A 20,330-nucleotide genomic window follows, 5' to 3' on the forward strand; every position below is an offset into this window, starting at 1 on the left:
ATGGCAACGTCCTCTCAGCGCATCGTCATCGTCGGCGGCGGCTTCGCCGGACTCTGGGCCACGCGCGCGCTGCGCGCCGCGCCGGTGTCGATCCTGCTGATCGATCGCGCCAACCATCATCTGTTCCAGCCGCTGCTTTACCAGGTCGCCACGGCAGGCCTGTCCTCGCCCGACATCGCCGCACCGTTGCGCCACATTCTGCGCGGGCAGAAGAACGTCGAGGTGCGTCTGGCGACCGTCGAACGCATCGAACCCGATGTACGGCGCGTAAACCTCGACGATGGCAGCGTGGTCGAATACGACACCTTGCTGCTCGCGAGCGGTGCGACCCATGCCTACTTCGGTCACGACGACTGGGCGCCGTTCGCCCCGGGCCTGAAGACGCTCGACGATGCGCTGCGGCTGCGCCGGCGCCTGCTGCTCGCGTTCGAGCATGCCGAGGCGGAAACCGATCCGGCCAAGCGCGAGGCATGGCTGAGCTTCGCCATCGTCGGCGGCGGCCCGACCGGCGTGGAACTCGCCGGCACGCTGGCCGAGATCGCGCGGCATACGCTCAAGCGCGAGTTTCGCCACATCGATCCCGCGTCGGCGCGCGTGCGCCTGATCGAGGCCGGCCTGCGCATCCTGTCGAGTTTTCCGGAATCGCTTTCGGCCAAGGCACGCAAGCAGCTCGAACGCCTCGGCGTCGAAGTGATCACGGGTTCGCCGGTCGAGGCGATCGATGCGCAAGGCTATCGATCGGGCGGCGTCTTCGTACCGGCGCGGACCGTGGTCTGGGCTGCGGGCGTCGCCGCCTCGCCGTTGGCGCGTTCGCTCGGGGTCGAACTCGACCGCGCCGGGCGCGTGCGCGTGCTGCCCGACTTGACCGTGCCGGGGTACCCGGAGATTTTCGTCGCCGGCGATCTCGCCACCGTCGTCCAGGACGGCAAGCCCGTGCCCGGCGTTGCGCCCGGCGCGAAGCAGATGGGCAACTATGTGGCGCGGGTGATACGCGACCGTCTGGCCGGGCGCCCGCCGCCGCCGTCGTTCCGCTATCAAGACTACGGCAACCTCGCCACGATCGGGCGCATGGCCGCGATCGTCGACGTGCACGGCGTGAAACTGTCCGGCGCGCTCGCCTGGTGGTTCTGGCTCGCGGCGCACGTGTTCTTCCTGATCGGCTTTCGCAACCGCCTTTCGGTGCTGATCAACTGGGCCATTGCGTATTGGAGCTATCAGCGTTCCGCGCGGATCATCATCGGCCACAAAGGCCCGATCGATCGCGCAACCGAAACCGAAGCGCGCTGAAGCGAACGCGCGGACCCGGAAAACGCCATTCGGTAGCTTGATGCCCCTTGATGCTGGGGTTTCGGCCGACAGGCCTTGCTCGTCAAGGCGCATAAAGTATTAAATAGTAGATATTACCTAGGATATGTTCTATATTACATACATGTCTACTTCGTCTACCCCCATCCTTCGACTCGCGAAGTCCATTCGCGAACTGCGCCGACAGCGCGGCCTGACGCAATCGGTGCTGGCGCAGCGAGCGGGTGTCCCGCGTTTGAGCGTGCTGCACGCCGAGCAGGGCAAGGAAGGCATGGCGGTCGGGACGCTGGCACGTATCCTCGCCGCGTTGAATGCCGAATTCGCCGTCCAGCCGGCGCGTCGGCCGACGTTGGACGAGGCACGGCAGCTTTTCGGCCCGTGAGGCGCAGCCATGAATCGTCTGCGTGTGCTCACCCCCCAAGGCGTCAGTGGCGCCCTCGCCGCAGAGCCGGGTGAGCGGTACTTCTTTTCCTACGACGGCGAAGCCCAGCCTGCCGTGGAGGTCAGCTTGACCATGCCCGTGCGGGCTGAGCCGTATTCGAGCCCGCATCTCTTGCCCATCTTCCAGATGAATCTCCCCGAGGGGTACGTCTTGGAGCAGATCAGGAACCGATTCGCCAAGGCAAGTCGCTTGGACTCGATGACACTGCTGGCGATGACCGGCGGCGATCAGCCGATCGGGCGGTTGCGTTTCAGCGCGGCCGCAGGCCTCGCTGCGGCGGTTGGAGCGCCCACCGTCGGCGCCGGCGGGGAACGCCTCGACGACATCCTCGCATGGGATGGGGCCGAAGACCTGTTCGCGCTGTTGGCCGACCGATACCTATTGCGTTCGGCGATCTCCGGCGTCCAGCCCAAGCTGCTCGTGCCCGAGAGAACCGCCGAATCCGGCAAGGCCTCGGTGGTGACGGCCGACCTGATCGTCAAGAGCGGCGGCAACGACTACCCCGGCTTGGCCGTCAACGAATTCGTCTGCATGACCGTGGCCCGGGAAGCCGGGCTGCCGACGCCTGACTTCTACTTGTCCTCGAACCGCGAGTTGTTCGTCGTTCGCCGCTTCGATCGCGTCGCCGGCGCCGCGCTGGGTTTCGAGGATTTTGCGGTGCTGATGGGAAAGGGCGCGAGCCAAAAGTACGAGGGCAGTTACGAACAACTCGTTCGCGCAAGCGACTTGTTCGTGTCGGCAGAGAATCGCGCTGACGCCAAGCGGCAGTTGTTCGATCAGATTGCCCTGTCATGTTTGCTCGGAAACGGGGATGCGCATCTGAAGAACTTCGGCGTGCTCTACAGCGATCCAAGCCACGACGACGTTCGTCTGGCCCCGATCTACGATCTCGTCAACACCACGGCATACATTCCCGAAGATGCGTTGGCGTTGACCTTGGGTGGCAGCAAGAGCCTGCATGCCTCGCTCGTGCACTTGCAAGAATTCGCCGAACGGTGTGGCGTCGAGGAGCCCCGCGAGCGGTTGCGCGGCTTCGTAGACGTGGCTGTGCGTGTCATGCGCGAGCACGAAGATTTGTTGTCCATGGCGCCAGATGTCGGCAAAGCCCTTGATCGAAGCCTTGAGCGCTTCGATCGAGGTCTACCCAAGGTGGACAACGATCTTGTCCGCGGCTGAAAGCACGTCAGCGGGCATCAACTACCGAATGGCGCCGGAAAAACGAACGGCCCGGTTTGCCCGGGCCGTTCGATTGAAAAGTGCGGCAGAGAATGGCCGCTTTTCGACGCTCGCGATCAGGGGCGAGCGCAAGAAATCACGCGAACAACGCGCGCATCTTCTTCATCGCGTTGACTTCGATCTGGCGAATGCGCTCGGCCGAGACCTTGTATTCGTCGGCCAGCTCCTGCAGTGTCGCCTTGTCGCCGTCCTTGAGCCAACGGCGCTGGATGATGTCGCGTGAGCGCGCGTCGAGCTTGGCCATGCCGTTCTTGAGCGTGTCGAGGTCGGACTCTTCCTGGCTCTCGCTCTCGAGCGCATGGTACGGATCGGCGTTGTCGTCGACGAGGTAGGCGACCGGCGCGGGCTTGGCGTCCTCGTCGGCGTCCGTCGGCGCGTCGAAGGCCATGTCGTGGCCGGACAGGCGTGCTTCCATTTCGAGTACGTCGGCGGTCGACACGCCGAGGTCCTTGGCCACGGCCTGCACTTCGGCGTTGTTCATCCAGCCGAGGCGCTTCTTCGACTTGCGCAGGTTGAAGAACAGCTTGCGCTGCGCCTTGGTCGTGGCGACCTTGACGATGCGCCAGTTGCGCAGGATGAACTCGTGCATCTCGGCGCGGATCCAGTGCACCGCGAACGAGACCAGGCGCACGCCCATGTCCGGATCGAAGCGCTTGACCGCCTTCATCAGGCCGATGTTGCCTTCCTGGATCAAATCGCCGATCTGCAGGCCGTAGCCGGAATAGCCGCGGGCGACGTGGACGACGAAGCGCAGGTGCGACATGACCAGCGTTTTCGCCGCATCGAGATCGTCGTTCGCGCGGTAATCGCGGGCAAGGGATTGTTCCTCCTCGACGCTGAGCACCGGGAAACGATGCACGGCGGTGATGTAGGAATCCAGGCTGCCGAGTGCGTTCGGGATCGGCAGGCTGTTCGTGACCAAAGCGGTGGCGGCGGACATGGGGTCTCCTTCAGGAGTGCAGTCTAGCACTCGCGACATGAGAGTGCTAAAGCGGGCGAAAAGTTCCGTGACCGAACGGTAACCCTTTTTTCTGGACCGCATAGTACACGAATGAGCTGGGGTGCACGTTAAAATTAGTTCACCTTCCCCCCAGGAATCCGCGCACGCAAGCGGACGACGCCTTCGCTCGCATGGGTAGAAAAACCCCCGTTGGAATGCGGGATTGGCTGATGTGGCGACTTTCTGGAACCGTCTTGGAAGCCCGATTGGAAGACTGGGATTCGAACTCGTCCGGCAATCCCAAAGATACCTGCACGTGGCAACGCGTTGCGATTGAAGTGGTCAGGCGGGAATCGCAAAGACGACCCGGAGCCCGACACCGACCGCGTTCTCCGCATATATATGGCCTTGGTGCATGTCGAGGATGCTGCGGCAGATGCTCAGGCCGAGGCCGCTGCCCTTGTCGTCGTAGCCGGTGCCCTGGACGCGCACGAAGCGCTCGAAGATGCGCTTGAGTTCGCCTTCGGGCAGGCCGCGGCCTGCGTCCGTGACGGCGACGCGCCAGACGCCATCGCCGACTTTCGAATCGAGGCGGATTTCGCCGTGCTCGGGCGAGGCCTTGATCGCGTTGCTGATTAGGTTGAGCAGGACCAGACGGATCCATTTCCTGTCGAAGTGGACCGCGCTTTCACCTTCGTGCGCGAAGCGCAGGCGCATGCCGCGATGCTCGATCAGCGCGGTCGCATCGGGCGCGAAGCCGCGCAGGAACGAGCCTGGATCCTGGGCGATGAGCTCGAGCCGCGTCACCTTCGCGTCGACGCGGGAGAGGAAGAGCAACTGGTCGATGATCTTGTCGAGATGGCCTATCTCTTCGAGCAGGATGAGCAGCGCCTCTTCCTGCGCGGGCACGAACTTGCCATCGACGAGTAGCTTCTCGGCGTGCAGGCGCACGAGCGACAGCGGCGTCTTCAGTTCGTGCGAGGCTTCGGCGGTGAAGCGCCGGATCTGGTTGAACGAGGTCTCGAGACGGTCGAACATCTCGTTGAGGAGGCGGGCGAGATCGGCAATTTCGTCGCGCACTTCGGATTCGGGCATGCGCTCGCCGAGGTTGTCCAGGCCGATGCGGCGCGCGGTCTCCGCGATCATGCGCACGGGCCGCAGTGCGAACCTGCTCAGGCCGTAGCCGATGGCGCTGCTCACCAGCAGCATCACCACGAGCAGCGCGGCGCAGACGTAGACGTAGTCGCGCATGTTGGCGTCGACCTGGGCCGACGGCGTGGCGACGACGATGTCGAGTCCTTCGTGCACGTACTCGCCGACGCGTACCGGCCCTATGCCGGGCAACTTGGCATCGTAGCGATGTTCGCCCTTCACGTCGGGAATCATCACGCCGTTGAGGTTGTGCGAATAGAACATGATGTTGTTCGCGGTGTTGTGCACGTTGATGTAGAACAACACCGAGGCGGATTCCGTCGCTTCGCGGATGCGCTGGTCGATCGCTTCGAGGTCGAGCGAGGCGTAATCGGGGCCGAGGCGCGTTCTGAGCTGGTGCGCCTCCGAGTTGTTGAGCAGGTCGAGGCCGTGCATCAGCCGCGTGTACAGCAGTTCGTAGCCGATGACGAACAGGCAGGCCAGCGTGAGCGTCGCGGCGAAGGCGTACCACGCCGCGAGGCGCGTGCCGAGCGAATGGAAGGAGCGCATTCAGGTCATCTGGTAGCCGACTCCGCGCACGGTCTTGAACAGCGGCTTGTCGAAGGCCGGTTCGAGCTTGCCGCGCAGGCGGCTCATGTAGACGTCGAGCAGGTTGGTGTCGATGTCGTAGTGCGAGGCCCAGATTTTTTCCGAGATCAACGTGCGCGTCAGGGTGCGCCCCGGGTTGTGCATGAAGATTTCGAGCAGGGCGAATTCGCGGCTGGTGAGGTCGACCGAATTGGCATTGACGCGCACCGTGTGGCTGAGCAGGTCGAGCTGGATGCCACGGTGTTCGAGCATCGTCTGCTTGACCGCGTTCTGGCGCCGAATCAGCGCGCGCACGCGTGCGAGAAGCTCCTCGAAGCTGAAGGGCTTCTGCAGGTAGTCGTCGGCACCGTGATCGAGGCCGGCGATGCGGTCGTCGACCGTGTCGCGCGCGCTCAGGATCAGGACCGGCTCGGCGAATCCGCTTTGCCGCCACTCGCGCAGCAGGGTGAGGCCGTCGCCGTCGGGCAGGCCGAGGTCGAGCACGATGACGTCGTAGTTGGTTTCGCAAAGCGCGTCGTGCGCATCCTTGCAATTGCGCACCCAGTTCACCGTGTAGGCGCGTTCGGCTAGCCCCTGTTTGAGGAATTCTCCGAGGCGTTGTTGATCTTCGACGATCAGGATCTTCATGGGGCGCGTCGCTGGAAGACTGAGGGTGTACAAATTACTCAAACTGAATCGGCAAACGCTATCTGCACTGCAACACCAGTCTGAATTCGCTTTAAGAATTGCTTCAGGGCGGCGAAAGGTTGTCTGGTTAGGGTGTGCCTACACTGCGCCGCGGGAAGAGGGAAGGCGGCTCCAGGACGATAAGAAACGGGAATCATGTCGAAGCGTCTGCCATTGCTATCCTTGCTCGCCATCGTGGCCGGTGCCGTGGCTGGGCAGTTGCTTGCCAAAGCGGCGCCCGCAGCAGCGGCGGAGCCAGCGCCTGCGCTCGAGGCTCTGGGCCGGATCGAGTTGCCGGGCTATACGGGCAACTTCGAGCATTTCGCGGCCGACCTCAAGGGCAACCGCCTGTTCCTGGCGGCCGAGGGCCACGATACGCTCGAAGCATTCGACCTCCGATCGGGCAAGCACCTTCGCAGCATCGCTGGGATCGGTGCGCCGCACGACCTGCTCTATCTGGCGGACGTGGACAGGCTCATCGTCACCCAGACCGGCGCGGACGGCGAGACCAAGGTAATCGACGGGGCGACGTACCAGATCGTCGGTTCGTTCCGGCATACCGGTGGCGCCGAGTCGATGGGCTACGACGCGATACGCAAGCGTCTGTACGCCGTCGCCGGCGGCCATAACATGCACCAGCCCAATTCCTGGCTGGTCGAGATCGACCCGTATACCGGCAGGAACTACGGCGAGCTGAAATTCGCCGCCGATCACGTCGGTGCGCTGGTGCTCGAGAAACACGGCAACAAGCTCTACGTCAATGTGACCGGCATGAACGAAATGGCCGTGGTCGACAAGAATACGCGCAGCATCATCGCCACCTGGCCGATCGCGGAAGCGCAGAGGAACATACCGCTCGCATTCGACGAGGCGACCCGCCGCCTGTTCGTCGCCACGCGCGCGCCGAGCCGTCTGCTCGTGCTCGATGCCGACACCGGCGCGACCGTCACCAGCTTCAAGGCTCCCGTGGGCTGCGATCAGGTGCTGTTCGACAGGATCAATCACCGCGTCTATGCGCTCGGAAGCGAGGGCTATATCGGCGTGTTCGCCGAAAAGGATCGCGATCATTACGAAGAGTTGCCGCTGGTCGCTTCGGCGCCGGGAGCGAAGACCGGCATCCTGATACCGCAACTGCAAAGGCTGTATGTCGCCGCTTCGCCCGGCAGTTCCGGCCGCACCGCGGCGCTGCTGAGTTTCAATGTTCTCAAGTAGGCCATGGATGGCCGTTCGCATCCCCGCCTGCGCAACCCCAATCGTTTCTTCCGACCTGGAGTAAAAAAGATGAGACCGCTTCTTGCCGTTGCCGTCATCCCCGCATTGCTGGCCTTGTCCTCGACCGCTGCATTGGCGCAGTCGTTCTACCATCTCGAGTCGGCGACGACACTCGAGGGCAAGTCGCCCGACTGGGACTACGTGGCGCTCGACGCGACGCGGCCGATTCTTTTCATCGGCCGGCGCGGCGACGGCGCGGCCGTCTTCGATCTCGCCAAGAAGCAGGTGGTGAAGACGCTCGAGGACTCCGAAGGCGCCGGCGCCATACGCCTCGTGCCCGAATTCGATCTCGGCTACACCGCGAACGAGGACGGCACCTCGACGATGTTCAAGCTGTCGACGCTGAAGACGATCAAGCGCGTGCCGTTCGGCAAGGACTCCGATTCCGTGTTCTACGATCCGAAGTCCAAGCAGCTCGTGTTCACGATGGGCGACAGCCACGCGCTCGCGTTCATGGATGCGAAGACCGGCGCCGTCACCGGCACGCTGCCGGTGGACAGCGGCAAGCTCGACGGCTCGGCCGCGGACGGCGCGGGCAACATGTTCGTGGCCCTGCGCGACAAGAACAAGGTCATCAAGGTCGACGTCGCCCAGCGCAAGCTGCTGGCCGAATATCCGACCGACGGTTGCGTGCAGCCGACCGGGCTCGACTACGACGCGGCGAGCAAGCGCATCTTCGTCGGCTGCCGCAGCGAGAAGCCCGTGCTCGACGTGCTCGACGGGACCAGCGGCAAGGTCGTGGCCACGCTGCCGATCGGCCACGGCGTCGACGGCGTCGTGTTCGACGCGGCGACGAAGCAGGTCTATACCAGCAACGGCGTCGACGCGAACCTCGTCATCTACGCGCAGGAAACGCCCGACAGCTACAAGCTCGTCGAGGCGACGACGACGCGGCCGTACGCGCGCACGATGGCGCTCGACCCGAAGACCAAGAAGGTCTACTCGGTGACCGCCGAGGGCGTGGCCGATCCGTCGAAGAAGATCAATACGGCGGTGACCACGTTCTATCCGAACACCTACTACGACGATACGTTCACCGTGCTCACCTACACGCGCTGATTTCCGTTCCGGTTCCGGGTCGCCGCAGCGACCGCAATCACCAGTCTTCCGAAGAAAGGCCCGACCATGTCCAACGTTTCCCCCCTCGACAAATCCGCCGCCGCGGGCGCGGAGCCGTTCTGGCCCAACGCCTGGTGGCGGCTCATGGAGCTGCGCATCGGCGTGGTTCCGGTGCCGGTCTTCCTCGTGCTTCTCGCCCTGATCGCGGGATTCGTCTACCTCAACGCGCTGCCCGCCGAGATCAACGTCAGCATCGCCATCCTCGCGGTCGGCGGTTTCGCCTGCGCCGAAGTCGGCAAGCGCATCCCGGTGATCAGGAACATCGGCGCGGCGGCGATCTTCGCGACCTTCATTCCGTCGGCGCTGGTGTTCTACAAAGTCCTGCCGGACGTCGTGGTCAAGAACGTCACCGATTTCACCAAGTCGACGAACTTCCTCTACCTGTTCATCGCCGCGATCATCGTCGGCAGCATCATGAGCATGGACCGCGGCGTGCTCGTCAAGGGCTTCCTCAAGATCTTCGTGCCGCTCGCGGCCGGATCGGTGGTCGCGGCGATCGTCGGCACGCTGGTCGGCACGCTGCTCGGCCTCGGCGCCAAGCACTCGTTCTTCTTCATCGTCGTGCCGATCATGGCCGGCGGCGTCGGCGAGGGCGCGATCCCGCTGTCGATGGGCTACGCCGACATCCTCGGCCAGAAGCAGGGCGACCTGTTCGCCGAGGTGCTGCCGATCGTCATGCTCGGCAGCCTGACCGCGATCCTCGCCTCTGGCGCGCTCAACGCGCTCGGCAGGAAGTACCCGCATCTGACCGGCGAAGGCCGCCTGCAGCCCGGCGAGCACGACGAGATGGAGGCCAGCGAGGAGGAAGTCGGCCAGCACGTCGACGTGACCCACATCGCCGCCGCCGCGCTGACCGCGATCACGCTCTACATGATCGGCCTCATGGCCTACAAGCTGTTCGGCTTCCCGGCGCCGGTCACGATGCTGTTCGTCGCGGTCGCCGCCAAGCTCGCGCACATGATTTCGCCGCAGTTGCGCCAGGGCGCGTACGCGGTCTACAAGTTCTTCTCGGTCGGCGTGACCTATCCGCTGCTGTTCGCGGTCGGCGTGGCGATGACGCCGTGGGACAAGCTCATGGCGGCCTTCCACATCGCCAACCTGATCACCATCGTCGCCACCGTGCTCTCGCTGATGGCCACGGGCTACTACGTCGGGCGCTGGATCAAGATGTATCCGATCGAAACCGCGATCGTGAACGCCTGCCACAGCGGCCAGGGCGGCACCGGCGACATCGCCATCCTCACCGCGTCGAACCGCATGGTGCTGATGCCGTTCGCGCAGATCGCCACGCGCATCGGCGGCGCGATCACGGTGACGCTGTCGCTGATCGCGCTCAAGCAGCTCGGCTGAGCGCGATGCGCGCACGCACGCCACGGCTTCGGGGGCGCGGGACATGAGCGCATCGCCGGCGCCCGACGCGCCTTCGCTCCCGGCGCTGTTTTCCGAGCGCGGCGGCGTGGGCGGCGCCTTTTCGACCAAGGCGGCCGACTATGCCGCCGCGCGGCCGCGCTACCCGGCCGCGCTGTTCGAGCGTCTGCGCGCGAACCGCACGCTGTATCCCGCGGCTCAGGTCGCCGACATCGCCGCGGGTACGGGGCTGTTCACCGGGCAGCTGCTCTACCGCGGCTACAACGTCACCGCGGTCGAGCCGAACGCGGCGATGCTCGCCGTCGCCGTCGCGACGCTCGCCAAGTACCGCAAGTACCGCAGCATCGCCGCCAGCGCCGAGGCGACCACGCTCGCCGACGCCGCGGTCGACGTGATCACCGCCGCACAGGCCTTCCACTGGTTCGACGTCGAGGCCGTGCGGCGCGAGTGGCTGCGCGTGCTCAAGCCGGACGGACGCGTCGTCCTCGTCTGGAACACGCGCCCGCTCAGCGATCCGCTGCACAAGGCGCTCGACGACCTGCTCGGCGAGTTCGGCGGCGACAAGCAGGCCGTGCTCGACCGCCGCCAGGACTTGTCCTACGTGCCGGCGTTCTTCGCCGCGGAATCGTTCGAGCGCCTCGAATTCGCCAACATGCAGCAGCTCGACCATGACGGCCTGATCAGCCTGGCGCTGTCGCGCTCGGCGATGCCCGACCGCGACACGCCGCAAGGCGAACGTGCCGTGCAGAAGCTGTCCCGGTTGTTCGCCCGCCATGCGCGTGATGGCCAGGTCAGCGTGTCGTATCGCACGGTGGCGTTCGTCGGCCGGCCGAACGCCGGCTGAAACGCCGGCTTCGATGCCGGCGCAAGCCGCGCAGATTTCTTCATAGCGAAGGCTGAAGAAAAATTCAGGCGAAACGTCAGCCGGATATCAGCGGCGGCCGGTCAAAGTGGCGAGCACCCGTCGCGGCATGCCGCCAAGGGGAAATGCGCAACACAGCCAGAGGGAAAACCATTCAATGATCCAGTCCAATCGAACGAACGTCCTGCGCCTCCTCGCTGCGCTCGCCATGTTGATGCTGTCCGGATGGGCGATTGCCCAGGCGCCGCCGCTCGTCACCGACGACGTCGACACGCCGGGGCCGGGCAAATGGGAAATCAACCTCGGAACGACCGGCGAAAAAACCGCGCATGCGTGGAACGTCGACATGTTCGCCGCCGACGTCAACTTCGGCGTCGGCGAGCACGGCCAGCTCACGTTCGAAATTCCGTGGAGCTACGCCAAGGAGACGGGCGGTCCGGCGAGCACGGGTCTCGGCGAAGTCGGCGGCGGCTGGAAGTGGCGTTTCCACGACCGCGAAGAAGGCGAAGGAGGCGAGCCGGGCGGCGGTTATGCCCTTGCCATCTATCCGCAGGTGACTTCCTCCTGGTCCAGCCGTTCCACGCGAAAGGGGCTGGCGCCGCAACACACGTCGTTCCTGATGCCGGTGCTGTTGAACTTCGCGGCCGGCGGTTTCGAGGTCGGCACGGAATTCGGCCGCAACTTCACCCAGCACGAACAGGACGAGTGGGAGGCCGGCGTCTACGTCATGCGCGAATGCATATCGGAGAAGTTCGAGTGCATGGGCGAAATCCACCAGTACTGGGGCGGCGGCAATACCCAGACGCTGGTGAACCTCGGCTTCACGTATGCGATCAACGAACGTTTGAACCTGATGGTGTCGGCCGGTCGCCAGTTCGGCGACCGCAACGACGAGCAGCAGAAGTTCGCGTACTACCTGGGTTTCCAGAATCCTGCGCTGAAAATCCGACCGCATCGAATCGCAAGGCCCGTCGTTCCGCAGCGGATGGCGGGCTTTGTGTTTTCGGTGAGCGCTTTCGACGCGCTGCCTTCAACCGCTCGCGGCCTCGGTGGCGGCCGGGGCAGCCACGCCAGCGGCTGCTACGCGGCGCGAAGCGCAGGGCGGATCATGGAATCGCCCGACGCAAGGCGCGACGCGATGCCTCGGCCTGCGCCGGCGTCAGCGCAATGAAGCGCATGCGATCTTCGGCGACGATCTTCTGTCCTTGCCGGCTCAGCACGAACGCGAGGAACTCGCGCAGCGCGGGCGCCAGCGCCGCGTCGGGCGATGCGCGGAAGCCGAGATAGATCTGCCGCGACAGCGGATAGACGCGGCGCGCGACTTCGTCGGGCGTGCCGGCGTAGTACGGGCCGCGCGGCGTTTCGGCGAGCCGCAGCGTTTTCGTTCCGGGCGCGGCGTAGGCGAAGCCGCTGTAGCCGATGCCGGCCGGATCTTCGGCGACGCGATGCACGATCGCATCGAGCGCGGTCTCGCCGGGGCGGTCGACCTGCTCGTCGATGCCGTCGCGGATCTCGCCGCCGCGCAGCACGCGCTCGCGGAAATAGTTGACGATGCCGGGCGGGTTGCCGGTTTCGCGCTGGTGCAGCATGCCGTAGGCGCGGATCGGCTTGTCCGCCCAGTCGCCGGTCAGGCCGAGCTGACCCCAGGTCGTGATCGCCGCGCGGCCGCGGCGGCGATCCTTCGAATAGATCGCGTCGAGTTCGTCGAGGCTGATGTGCGTGATCGGATTGGCCGCGTTGACGAAGATCGCGAGCGCATGCGTGCCGCTCTTCGTCGCGTAGCTGCCGCCGGCGACGTTGACCAGGCCCGGCGCATGGCCGAAGCGGCGCGCGATCGCATCGACCTCGGCGGCGAACGGCTCGCGTACGTAGGTGACGACGTCGGCGCGTCCGGCGAGCAGCGCGTCGACGCCGTCGGCCGAGAGTTTCGTCGCGGCGTTGTCGATCTTGACGTCGGGCTGGAATGCGCGGAACTCGCGCGCCCAGGCGGCGACGAGGTCGCGCATCGTATCCGCGCCGCTGACGCGCAGCGTGCCGGCGAATCTCGCCTTCGGCGCGTAGCGGGGCAGGGCGGAACCGAAATCGCCTGCGCGGGCACGCACGGGGAGCAGCGTACCCGCGCAGGCGGAAAGAAAAACGCGGCGCGAGATCCGGGTTGCGTCTTGCATGTCGGATCGAATCGAATCTCGCGCCGCCGAGGCAGCTTAGTCGAGCTTGGCCAGCTCTTCCTTCACGACCGAGGGCTGCAGCGGGATGTAGACGCCTTCCTCCGCCACCGCCTGCTGGCCCTGCTTGCTCAGCACCATCTTGAGGAATTCCTTGACCTTCGGCTCGAGCGGCGTGCCCGGCTTGCGGTTGACGTAGATGTAGACGTAGCGGCTCAGCGGATAGCTGTGGTCGTACACGGTCTGCAGCGTCGGCGCGATGTACGGGCCGCCGTCCTTGACCGAGAGCGGCACGACCTTGACGTTCGGCTGCACGTTCGCGAGCAGCGCGTAGGTGATGCCGCCCGGGTTCTTCGCCATGTCCTCGGCGGCGACGTTGAAGGCGTGGGTGAAGCCGCGGCCTTTGACGAACTCGATGTCGTTCTTGTAGTCGCCCATGTCGAGGACGTTGATCTTAATGAACCACTCGATGCCGTTCGGCGACTTCAGGCCGTACTTGTGGATCGGCAGCGAAGCCCACTTGCCGGTCAGGCCGACGTCGCCCCAGGTGTTCACGTCGGCGTGGCCGAGCTTGCGCGTGGTCGAGTACATCGCGTCGAGCTGCGGCAGCGAGAGGCCCTTGATCGGGTTGTCCTTGTCGACCATGAAAATCGACGTCGCGGTCTTGCCGAGCGAACCGAGGCTGCCGGTGGCGACCTTGATGCGGAACGGCTCGTAGCCGAACTTGTCGACGAACGCCTTTTCCTCGGCCGGAAGCATCTCGCGGCCGACCGGCGCGATGACGGAATCGGGCGCCTTCGCGCCGGCGAGCAGCCCTTTTACGCCGGCGCCGGAGGCGGGCAGGTTGAGCACGACCGACAGGTGCGGGTAGGCCTTGCGGAAGATCTTCGCCCAGCCGAGGCACATTTCGTCCATCACGTCGGCGCCGACGAGCGCGAGTTCTTCTTCGGGCACGGTGTCCACTTTGCCGGGTGTCCAGGTCGGCATGGACGGATCGACCTTCAGGTGGTGCTCGACCGCGGCGTACTTCAGCGCGAAGGCGGACGGAGCGAAGGCGGTGGCGAGCGCGGCGGTGCAGGCGGCGGCAAGAGCCAGCACCTTGGCGCGACGCGCGACGAATTTCGTATTCATGGAACGGGGACCTCCGGTTGAACGAGTGGTTGAGGCGGCGGAACTCATTTTTCGATCAGCGCACGCGCCGCGGCGACCTGGCCGGCGCGCAGCGGCATGTACAGCGCCTGGTCGCGCACGATCTGCTGGCCCTCTTTGCTCAGCACGAACTTGAGGAATTCGGCGAGCGCGGGATCGATCGGCTTGTCGGGCGCCTTGTTGAAGTTGAAGAAGATCAGGCGCGACAGCGGGTAGGTCGCGCGCGCGACGTTCTCGTAGGTCGGCGAGTAGAACGGACCGGCGTCGTTTTCGCCGATCGCGAGCATCTTCACCGGTGCATCGAGATAGGCGACGCCGGTGTAGCCGATCGCGTAACGATCCTCGGCCGCGTGCTTGGCCATCGGGAAGACGAGCTTGTCGTAGTGGTTGCCGTCGCTCCACTCGCCGCGCTTGCCGTCGACGCTGAGCACGCGCTGGCGCACGAACTCCTCGAAGCCGTTCCACGGTTTGAGCGCGTAGGCGTGGATCGGCTTGTCCGCCCATTCGCCGGTCAGGCCGAGCTGGCCCCAGGTCGTGATCGGCTGGCCGCCGCGGTAGTGCGTGCTCGAGAAGATCGCGTCGATCTGCGCGTAGCTGATCCTGTCGAGCGGGTTGTCGCGGCTGACGAAGAAGCCGACCGCGTCGAGAAAACCGAAGTGGCGGTAGCTGCCGCCGCTGATCGGCACGCTCGTCGGCAGATAGCCGAACTTGGCCTTGAACTCGGTCACGTCGTCGGGCTTGAGCTCGCGCGAGACGAAGACGAAGTCGAGAGTCTGCTTGACCAGTTCCTTCGCGCCGAGGCTGCCCGCGTAGGGCGGCGCGACGCTGAGGTGCACGTTCGGATAGATCTTCCGGAACGCCGCGAACCAGGCATTGGCGAGGCCGGGCAGCACGTCCGAGGCGGCGCCCTTGAACGTGCCGGCGAGCTTGATGTCGCGGCGCGGCTTGTACGGCGGCAGGGCCGGATCGAGCGTCGGTTGCAGCAGCTCGGGCTCGGGCAACGCGCGGCCCTGCTGCTTGCCGGCCTCGACTTGCGCCTCGGTTTGCGGTTTCGTCGTCGCCGGCATCTGGTCCAGCCATTCGACGTACTGCGTCGGCGTCGGCGGCACCAGCGCGGCGTGGCCGGCGGCGGCCGGGGCGTCGGCTGCGGTTGCCGCGCCGATGCCGCAGGCGGTCAGTGTAGCGGTGAGGGCGCAGCGGGCGAGACCGCGCGGGAAAGAATGTCGGGAACGTTTCACAGGAAGGGCACCTTTACGGCCAATTGCACGTTGCGCGGCGCGCCCGGCACGACGCCGATTTCGTTCGTCGTCGAGTTGACGCCCTCGAAGTAGGTCTTGTCGAACAGATTGCCGAACTTGAGCGTGACCGTGTATTTGTCGAGCAGCTGGTAGTAGAAGACGAGGTCGGTGACCACGTGGCCCGGCAAGGTCAGCACGCGCAGATCGGACAGGCTCGGCTGCGAACCGGCGACTTCGGAGACATAGGTGACGCCGACGCCGACGCCGAAGTTCTTCAGCGCGCCCTCGGCGAAATCGTAGCGCGACCACACGTGCGCGCTGTTGAGCGGCGCGTTGGTCAGGCGCGAATCGACGAGCGGCGAGGTTTTCGCCCCGTTCGACTTGGCCACCTTCGCGTTGGTGTGGGCGAAGCCGAACAGGACCTGCCAGTTTTCGAGCGGATGCGCCTCGATTTCCCACTCGTAGCCTTTCGAACGCTCGCCGCCGACCTGCTGCGAGCAGGTGCCGGGCACGCCCACGTTGCAGGTGGCGACGGCCAGCGTGTTGGTCTTCTGGATGTCGAACAGCGCCAGCGTCGTGGTCACGCGGTTGTCGAGCAGGTCGGCCTTGACGCCGACCTCGTTCTGCTTGGCCGTGGTCGGCTTGAACGGGTTGTTGCCGGCGGCGTCCTGCGCGGTCGGCGAGGCGGCGACGAACGAGGTCGCGTAGCTGTAGTAGTAGGTCCAGTGTTCGCTGGGCTGGTAGAGGATGCCGGCGGTCGGCATGACGTCGGAGTCGGCCTTGCTGCTGCTGGTCAGCGGCGGCGTCTTGATTTCCTTGCCGTTCTGCTCGTCGCGCGTGTAGCGCAGGCCGAAGCTGGCCTTCCAGTGCTCCGACAGCGTCATCACGTCGGAAAGGTAGGCGCCGGCGTTGCTCTCGGTCGTCACGCGGTCGTTGACCGTGCCGATCGGGAACGACGACAGCGGCGGCGATACGCCGAATATCGGATCGTAGATGTCGATGTTGAGCGATTTCGGACCGGGCTTCGCGAGCGCGCCCGTGGTCGCGCCGTTGTAGAACTGCAGGCGGTTGAAGTCGGTGCGGTTGGTGCCGCCGCCGAGGCCGACGAGCAGCTTGTGCTCGATGAAGCCGGTCTTGAAAGCCTGGCTGTAGTTCGTGTCGACGTAGTCGTAGCTGCGGTGGTTGATCTGCCCGCGCGCACGCCGCTGCAGCGTGGTCAGGTCGGCGAGCACGGCGACGTTGTCGTAGCCGGTGGCGGTGTCCGAGCCGCGCACGCTGCGCACGGCGAGGTTCCACACGCCTTCGTTGTCGAAGCTGTGCTCGAGCGCGGCGGTGACCGAGCGTCCCTTTTCCTGCTGCACGTCGTTCGGTTCCTGGTAGCGCGTCGTGATCGGCGCGATCAGCGCCGCGTTCTTGGCCGGCGCGACGAGCAGGTTGTCGTAGGCGTTGGTGCGCTTGCGGTATTCGGCGGACAGGCGCAGCGAAGTGCTGTCGTTCATCTGCCAGGTCACGCTCGGCGCGAAATAGAACGCGCGCTCCCAGCCGCCTCGGAACGTGTCGCGGTCGCTGCTCTCGGCGACGACGCGATAGAGGAAGCGGCGGTCCTTGTCGATCGGGCCGGTCAGGTCGAGATCGCCGGTGAAACCGGCGGTGTCGCCGAACGAGAGGCCGGCGCCGCTGTACGTCGTGGAAAGGATGTCGATCACGCCGGAGGCCTTGTCCTGCGGTTTCTTGGTGATGATGTTGACGAAGCCGCCGGGCTGCGCCTCGCCGTAGAGCACCGAGGCCGGTCCCTTGACCACTTCGACGCGCTCGGCCATCACCGTCGGCGGCGAGCCGAAGCGGCCCGACAGGCCGGGCAGGCCGTCGACGAGGATCGCGCCCTCGTCGGCCTGCGTCGTCTTGAAGCCGCGGATCGAGATGTCGTATCCGGTGACGCCGCCGCGCGAGACGCCGGTCATGTAGCTGTAGAGGTCGGTCAGGTTCGCCGTCTCGATCGCCTTCATGAACGACTGCGAGTAGTCGGCGACGGAATAGGGCGTGTCGCGCACGTCGAGGTCCTGCTTCATCGCGCTGCGCGCGCCCTTGGAAATGAAGCGCCCGGTGACCTGCACGGCTTCGAGTTCCTGCTGTTCTTTCTTGTCGTCCTTGTCGGCGGCGTTGGCGTCGCCGGTGGCCGCGGCGACGTCCGTCGCGGCGGTGGAGTCGGTGCCCGCGTCGTGCGCGAGAACGGCTTGCGAAAGGAGCAATGAAAGGCCGGCGGCGATGGCCGAGGCCAAACTCGATCTGACGAACATGTGTCCTCCCGGGGGCGGCCTGCGTATGCGGGCCTGGTCGTTGTGTTTTTGGTGATTGCGCTTCTGCGCCGGATCGAAGCGTCCGTTGGCGGCGAATCTAGGCCCGCAAGCTGACGCCAGTCTTAAGCGTTTCTGAAAAGAAATTCAGGGAGCAAATCCCTGCGCCCGGCGCGGCGTCAGTCGGATGTCAGCGCCGCGCCGCCATGGTGTCCGCCGCGCGGGCTTCGGCAGCGGCCCTTTGCGAAGGCGGCCGATCCGTTCCCGCGCCACGGGGTCGAACGAATGTACAACGGGAGAAATATACATGTATACAACTTCATCTGAAGGAACCGGGCCGGACCGCGTGCGCCGATCCAATTGCGCCTCGGCGCCGCGCGCGGCCATGTCGATCCTGGCGCTGGCCGCCTGCGGTGCCGCCGCGGCGGAAGCGCCGCCGGTCGACGTCACCGAGGTGCGCCGGCAGATCGAGGCCCTGCGCGCGGAACAGGCGCGCATCGCCGAGCTGCAGGTGCGGACCGAGGCGAGCATCCGCGCGCTCGAGGCTTCCGTCGGCATCGCGCCGCCGCCGGCAAGCGGCCCCGGCCCCGATCCGGTGAAGGATACCAACCCGATCGCGCGCGATGCGGCGAGCGCCGCGCCGCCGCCGGTTCCGGCACCACAGAGCGCCTCGGCGCCGCGGCTCGCCGTTGCGGGCGACCTGCGCCTGCGCACGCAGCGCGACAGTTCCAACGACCATGCGTCGGACCGCCACAGCGGGCAGGTGCGCGGCCGACTGGGCATCACCTATGCGGTCAACGACGTGGTCAGCGTCGGCGGGCGCATGGTCACCGGCGACTACAACGATCCGAACAGCGTCGACGTGCAGCTTTCGAACTTCGGCAACAAGTTCCAGACCAGCCTCGACCTCGCCTACGCGAAGCTCGACTACGGCAGCACACAGTTCTACGGCGGCAGGATCCCGCAGCCGTTCGTGCGTACCGAACTGGTGTGGGACGGCGACGTCACCCCGCAGGGCATCGGCGCGAACTACAAGCTGGCGCTGGCCGGCGGCGGCGCGTTCAAGGCGAACGCGCTCTACTACGTGATCGACGAACAGGCGGCCGGGTCCGAAAGCACGATGGCCGGCGCCCAGTTCGTCTACGAATCGCCGGCGCTGGGTGCGTGGAAATTCGATGCCGCCGCCGCGTACTACCACTACTCGCTCGGCAGCCTGGCGGGCGCGGACGCGGGCGACTATCGCACCAACCTGCGCAAGGCGAACGGCACCTACCTCTCGGAATTCCATCTCGGCGACGTGATCGCCGGCGCGACCTACACCGGCTTCGGCGAGCGCTGGCCGCTGCGCATCGTCGGCGACTACGTGCGCAATTTCGGCGCGGCGACCGACGCGGACACGGGCTACGGCATCGATGTCCTGCTCGGCCGCGCGAGCAAGGTCGGCGACTGGCGCGTCGGCTACGGCTATGCCGTCGCCGAGACCGACGCGGTGTTCTCCGCGTTCTCGCAGGACAATACGAGCCTCGCGACGAACTACCGCCAGCACATGCTCAGCGCCGACTACGTCCTGTTCCCGGGAACCTCGCTCAACGCGACGTGGGCGCACTACAAGCCGAACAACGCCTACGACACGCCGTCGTTCGACTCGCGCGACTGGCTCGACCGTTTCCGCCTCGCGCTGCTTGTCACGTTCTGACCCCTGAAGCGCAGACATTCGCCGCCGTCCGCAAGAACTCCCGCCCGCTTCCGGGCGGGAGAAACCGGACGAACGCGGCTGGCGGAAGTCGGGTCACGGACCCGGTTCCAGACGATGCGAAAGGATGCCCGATGGAAATGCGGAATACTACGAAAGAGCTAGAGGAAAACCGCTTTCAAAGTGTCAGACTGGTCCAATGACGGCACCCATCATCCTCGTTGCCGACGACCATCCCCTGTTTCGCGCCGCGGTGCTGCACGCGTTGCGCAACGCGCTGCGGCAGGTGACGGTGCTCGAGGCGTCGAGCGCCGCCACGCTGAGCGAGGTGCTGGCGAGGCATCCGGAGACGGAGTTGATCCTGCTCGATCTGGCGATGCCGGGCGCCCGCGGCTTCTCGTCGTTGCTGTACGTGCGCGTCGAGCGCCCGGATGTCCCGGTGCTGGTCATTTCCTCGAATGACCAGCCGCGGGTGATCCGCCGCGCCCAGCAGTTCGGCGCGGTCGGCTTCATTCCCAAATCGTCCCCTGCCGAGGCGATCGGCGAAGCGGTGACGGCGGTGCTCGACGGCGGCGCATGGTTCCCGGCGCTGACCGCCGAGCGCTCCAACGAGGACGCCATTCTCGCCGCGCGGCTGGCCCAGTTGACCGCGCAACAGTTCCGCGTGCTGCTGTGCCTCGCCGACGGATTGCTCAACAAGCAGATCGCGTACGAGCTCGGCCTCGCCGAGAACACCGTGAAAGTGCACGTCACCGCGATCCTGAAGAAGCTGGAATGCCACAGCCGCACGCAGGCGGCGGTGCTGGTCAGGGCGCTGGAGCCCGAAGGCATGCCGTAGCGG

Annotated in this window: 17 protein-coding genes; 10 read left to right on the plus strand and 7 right to left on the minus strand. The window is 65.7% G+C overall.

Annotation, left to right across the window (positions count from 1 at the left end):
* The 3 genes from QM741_RS07105 to QM741_RS07115 all read left to right on the plus strand — a co-directional run bounded on the left by QM741_RS07105 (position 1) and on the right by QM741_RS07115 (position 2,923).
* Entirely contained in the window at positions 1–1,287 is a 1,287-nt protein-coding gene (locus QM741_RS07105; RefSeq protein WP_415207021.1) for an NAD(P)/FAD-dependent oxidoreductase, read from the plus strand.
* Positions 1,288–1,429: 142 nt separating this feature from the next.
* Positions 1,430–1,687 carry a helix-turn-helix domain-containing protein gene (locus QM741_RS07110; protein ID WP_415207022.1) on the plus strand — a complete coding sequence of 86 codons (258 nt, stop codon included), beginning with the start codon at positions 1,430–1,432 and terminating at the stop codon, positions 1,685–1,687.
* Between the two features lie 9 nt (positions 1,688–1,696).
* On the plus strand, positions 1,697–2,923 hold the full coding sequence (locus tag QM741_RS07115; RefSeq protein WP_415207023.1) for a type II toxin-antitoxin system HipA family toxin: 1,227 nt from the start codon (positions 1,697–1,699) through the stop codon (positions 2,921–2,923).
* Positions 2,924–3,059: 136 nt separating this feature from the next.
* Here QM741_RS07115 and rpoH read toward each other — a convergent pair whose 3' ends face one another.
* The 3 genes from rpoH to QM741_RS07130 form a co-directional block, all read right to left on the minus strand.
* Complete coding sequence (gene rpoH / locus QM741_RS07120) at positions 3,060–3,923, minus strand: RNA polymerase sigma factor RpoH (protein ID WP_415207024.1); 864 nt, start codon at positions 3,921–3,923, stop codon at positions 3,060–3,062.
* Positions 3,924–4,265: 342 nt separating this feature from the next.
* The gene (locus QM741_RS07125; protein ID WP_415207025.1) at positions 4,266–5,624 is read right to left on the minus strand and encodes an ATP-binding protein; all 1,359 of its coding nucleotides are present in this window, start codon (positions 5,622–5,624) and stop codon (positions 4,266–4,268) included.
* Positions 5,625–6,290: a response regulator transcription factor gene (locus tag QM741_RS07130; RefSeq protein ID WP_415207026.1), complete on the minus strand. Its 666-nt coding sequence runs from the start codon at positions 6,288–6,290 to the stop codon at positions 5,625–5,627.
* A gap of 195 nt (positions 6,291–6,485) precedes the next feature.
* On the opposite strand from QM741_RS07130, the gene QM741_RS07135 reads away from it, so the two are divergent.
* The 5 genes from QM741_RS07135 (at position 6,486) to QM741_RS07155 (ending at position 12,121) form a co-directional block, all read left to right on the plus strand.
* Positions 6,486–7,541: a YncE family protein gene (locus tag QM741_RS07135; RefSeq protein WP_415207027.1), complete on the plus strand. Its 1,056-nt coding sequence runs from the start codon at positions 6,486–6,488 to the stop codon at positions 7,539–7,541.
* 69 nt (positions 7,542–7,610) lie between these two features.
* Complete coding sequence (locus tag QM741_RS07140; protein WP_415207028.1) at positions 7,611–8,660, plus strand: YncE family protein; 1,050 nt, start codon at positions 7,611–7,613, stop codon at positions 8,658–8,660.
* A gap of 66 nt (positions 8,661–8,726) precedes the next feature.
* Positions 8,727–10,070, plus strand: a complete 1,344-nt coding sequence (locus tag QM741_RS07145) for a 2-hydroxycarboxylate transporter family protein (protein ID WP_415207029.1) — start codon at positions 8,727–8,729, stop codon at positions 10,068–10,070.
* A gap of 43 nt (positions 10,071–10,113) precedes the next feature.
* Complete coding sequence (locus QM741_RS07150) at positions 10,114–10,932, plus strand: class I SAM-dependent methyltransferase (protein WP_415207030.1); 819 nt, start codon at positions 10,114–10,116, stop codon at positions 10,930–10,932.
* A gap of 175 nt (positions 10,933–11,107) precedes the next feature.
* Positions 11,108–12,121 (plus strand): hypothetical protein, encoded by a 1,014-nt coding sequence (locus QM741_RS07155; protein WP_415207031.1) that lies wholly within the window; start codon positions 11,108–11,110, stop codon positions 12,119–12,121.
* Here QM741_RS07155 and QM741_RS07160 read toward each other — a convergent pair.
* Genes QM741_RS07160 through QM741_RS07175 form a run of 4 tightly spaced genes read right to left on the minus strand, consistent with a single transcriptional unit; the run spans position 12,057 to position 17,799 of the window.
* Positions 12,057–13,118, minus strand: coding sequence for a PstS family phosphate ABC transporter substrate-binding protein (locus QM741_RS07160; RefSeq protein ID WP_415207032.1), 1,062 nt, complete (start codon positions 13,116–13,118; stop codon positions 12,057–12,059). The two genes, QM741_RS07155 and QM741_RS07160, sit on opposite strands and share 65 nt — an antisense overlap.
* A gap of 36 nt (positions 13,119–13,154) precedes the next feature.
* Positions 13,155–14,246: a PstS family phosphate ABC transporter substrate-binding protein gene (locus QM741_RS07165; RefSeq protein ID WP_415207033.1), complete on the minus strand. Its 1,092-nt coding sequence runs from the start codon at positions 14,244–14,246 to the stop codon at positions 13,155–13,157.
* 44 nt (positions 14,247–14,290) lie between these two features.
* Entirely contained in the window at positions 14,291–15,502 is a 1,212-nt protein-coding gene (locus tag QM741_RS07170) for a PstS family phosphate ABC transporter substrate-binding protein (RefSeq protein ID WP_415207034.1), read from the minus strand.
* Positions 15,499–17,799: a TonB-dependent siderophore receptor gene (locus QM741_RS07175; RefSeq protein WP_415207035.1), complete on the minus strand. Its 2,301-nt coding sequence runs from the start codon at positions 17,797–17,799 to the stop codon at positions 15,499–15,501. The genes QM741_RS07170 and QM741_RS07175 overlap by 4 nt, the downstream gene beginning before the upstream one ends.
* Positions 17,800–18,142: 343 nt before the next feature.
* Between QM741_RS07175 and QM741_RS07180 the strand changes: the two genes are divergently transcribed.
* Both QM741_RS07180 and QM741_RS07185 read left to right on the plus strand, forming a co-directional pair.
* Positions 18,143–19,492: a putative porin gene (locus QM741_RS07180; protein WP_415207036.1), complete on the plus strand. Its 1,350-nt coding sequence runs from the start codon at positions 18,143–18,145 to the stop codon at positions 19,490–19,492.
* A 196-nt stretch (positions 19,493–19,688) separates the two neighbouring features.
* Positions 19,689–20,327 (plus strand): LuxR C-terminal-related transcriptional regulator, encoded by a 639-nt coding sequence (locus QM741_RS07185; RefSeq protein WP_415207037.1) that lies wholly within the window; start codon positions 19,689–19,691, stop codon positions 20,325–20,327.
* The last annotated feature ends 3 nt before the right edge of the window (positions 20,328–20,330 follow it).

Origin of the sequence: Rudaea sp., from assembly GCF_047601565.1 — a bacterium.
Taxonomy (GTDB): domain Bacteria; phylum Pseudomonadota; class Gammaproteobacteria; order Xanthomonadales; family Rhodanobacteraceae; genus Rudaea.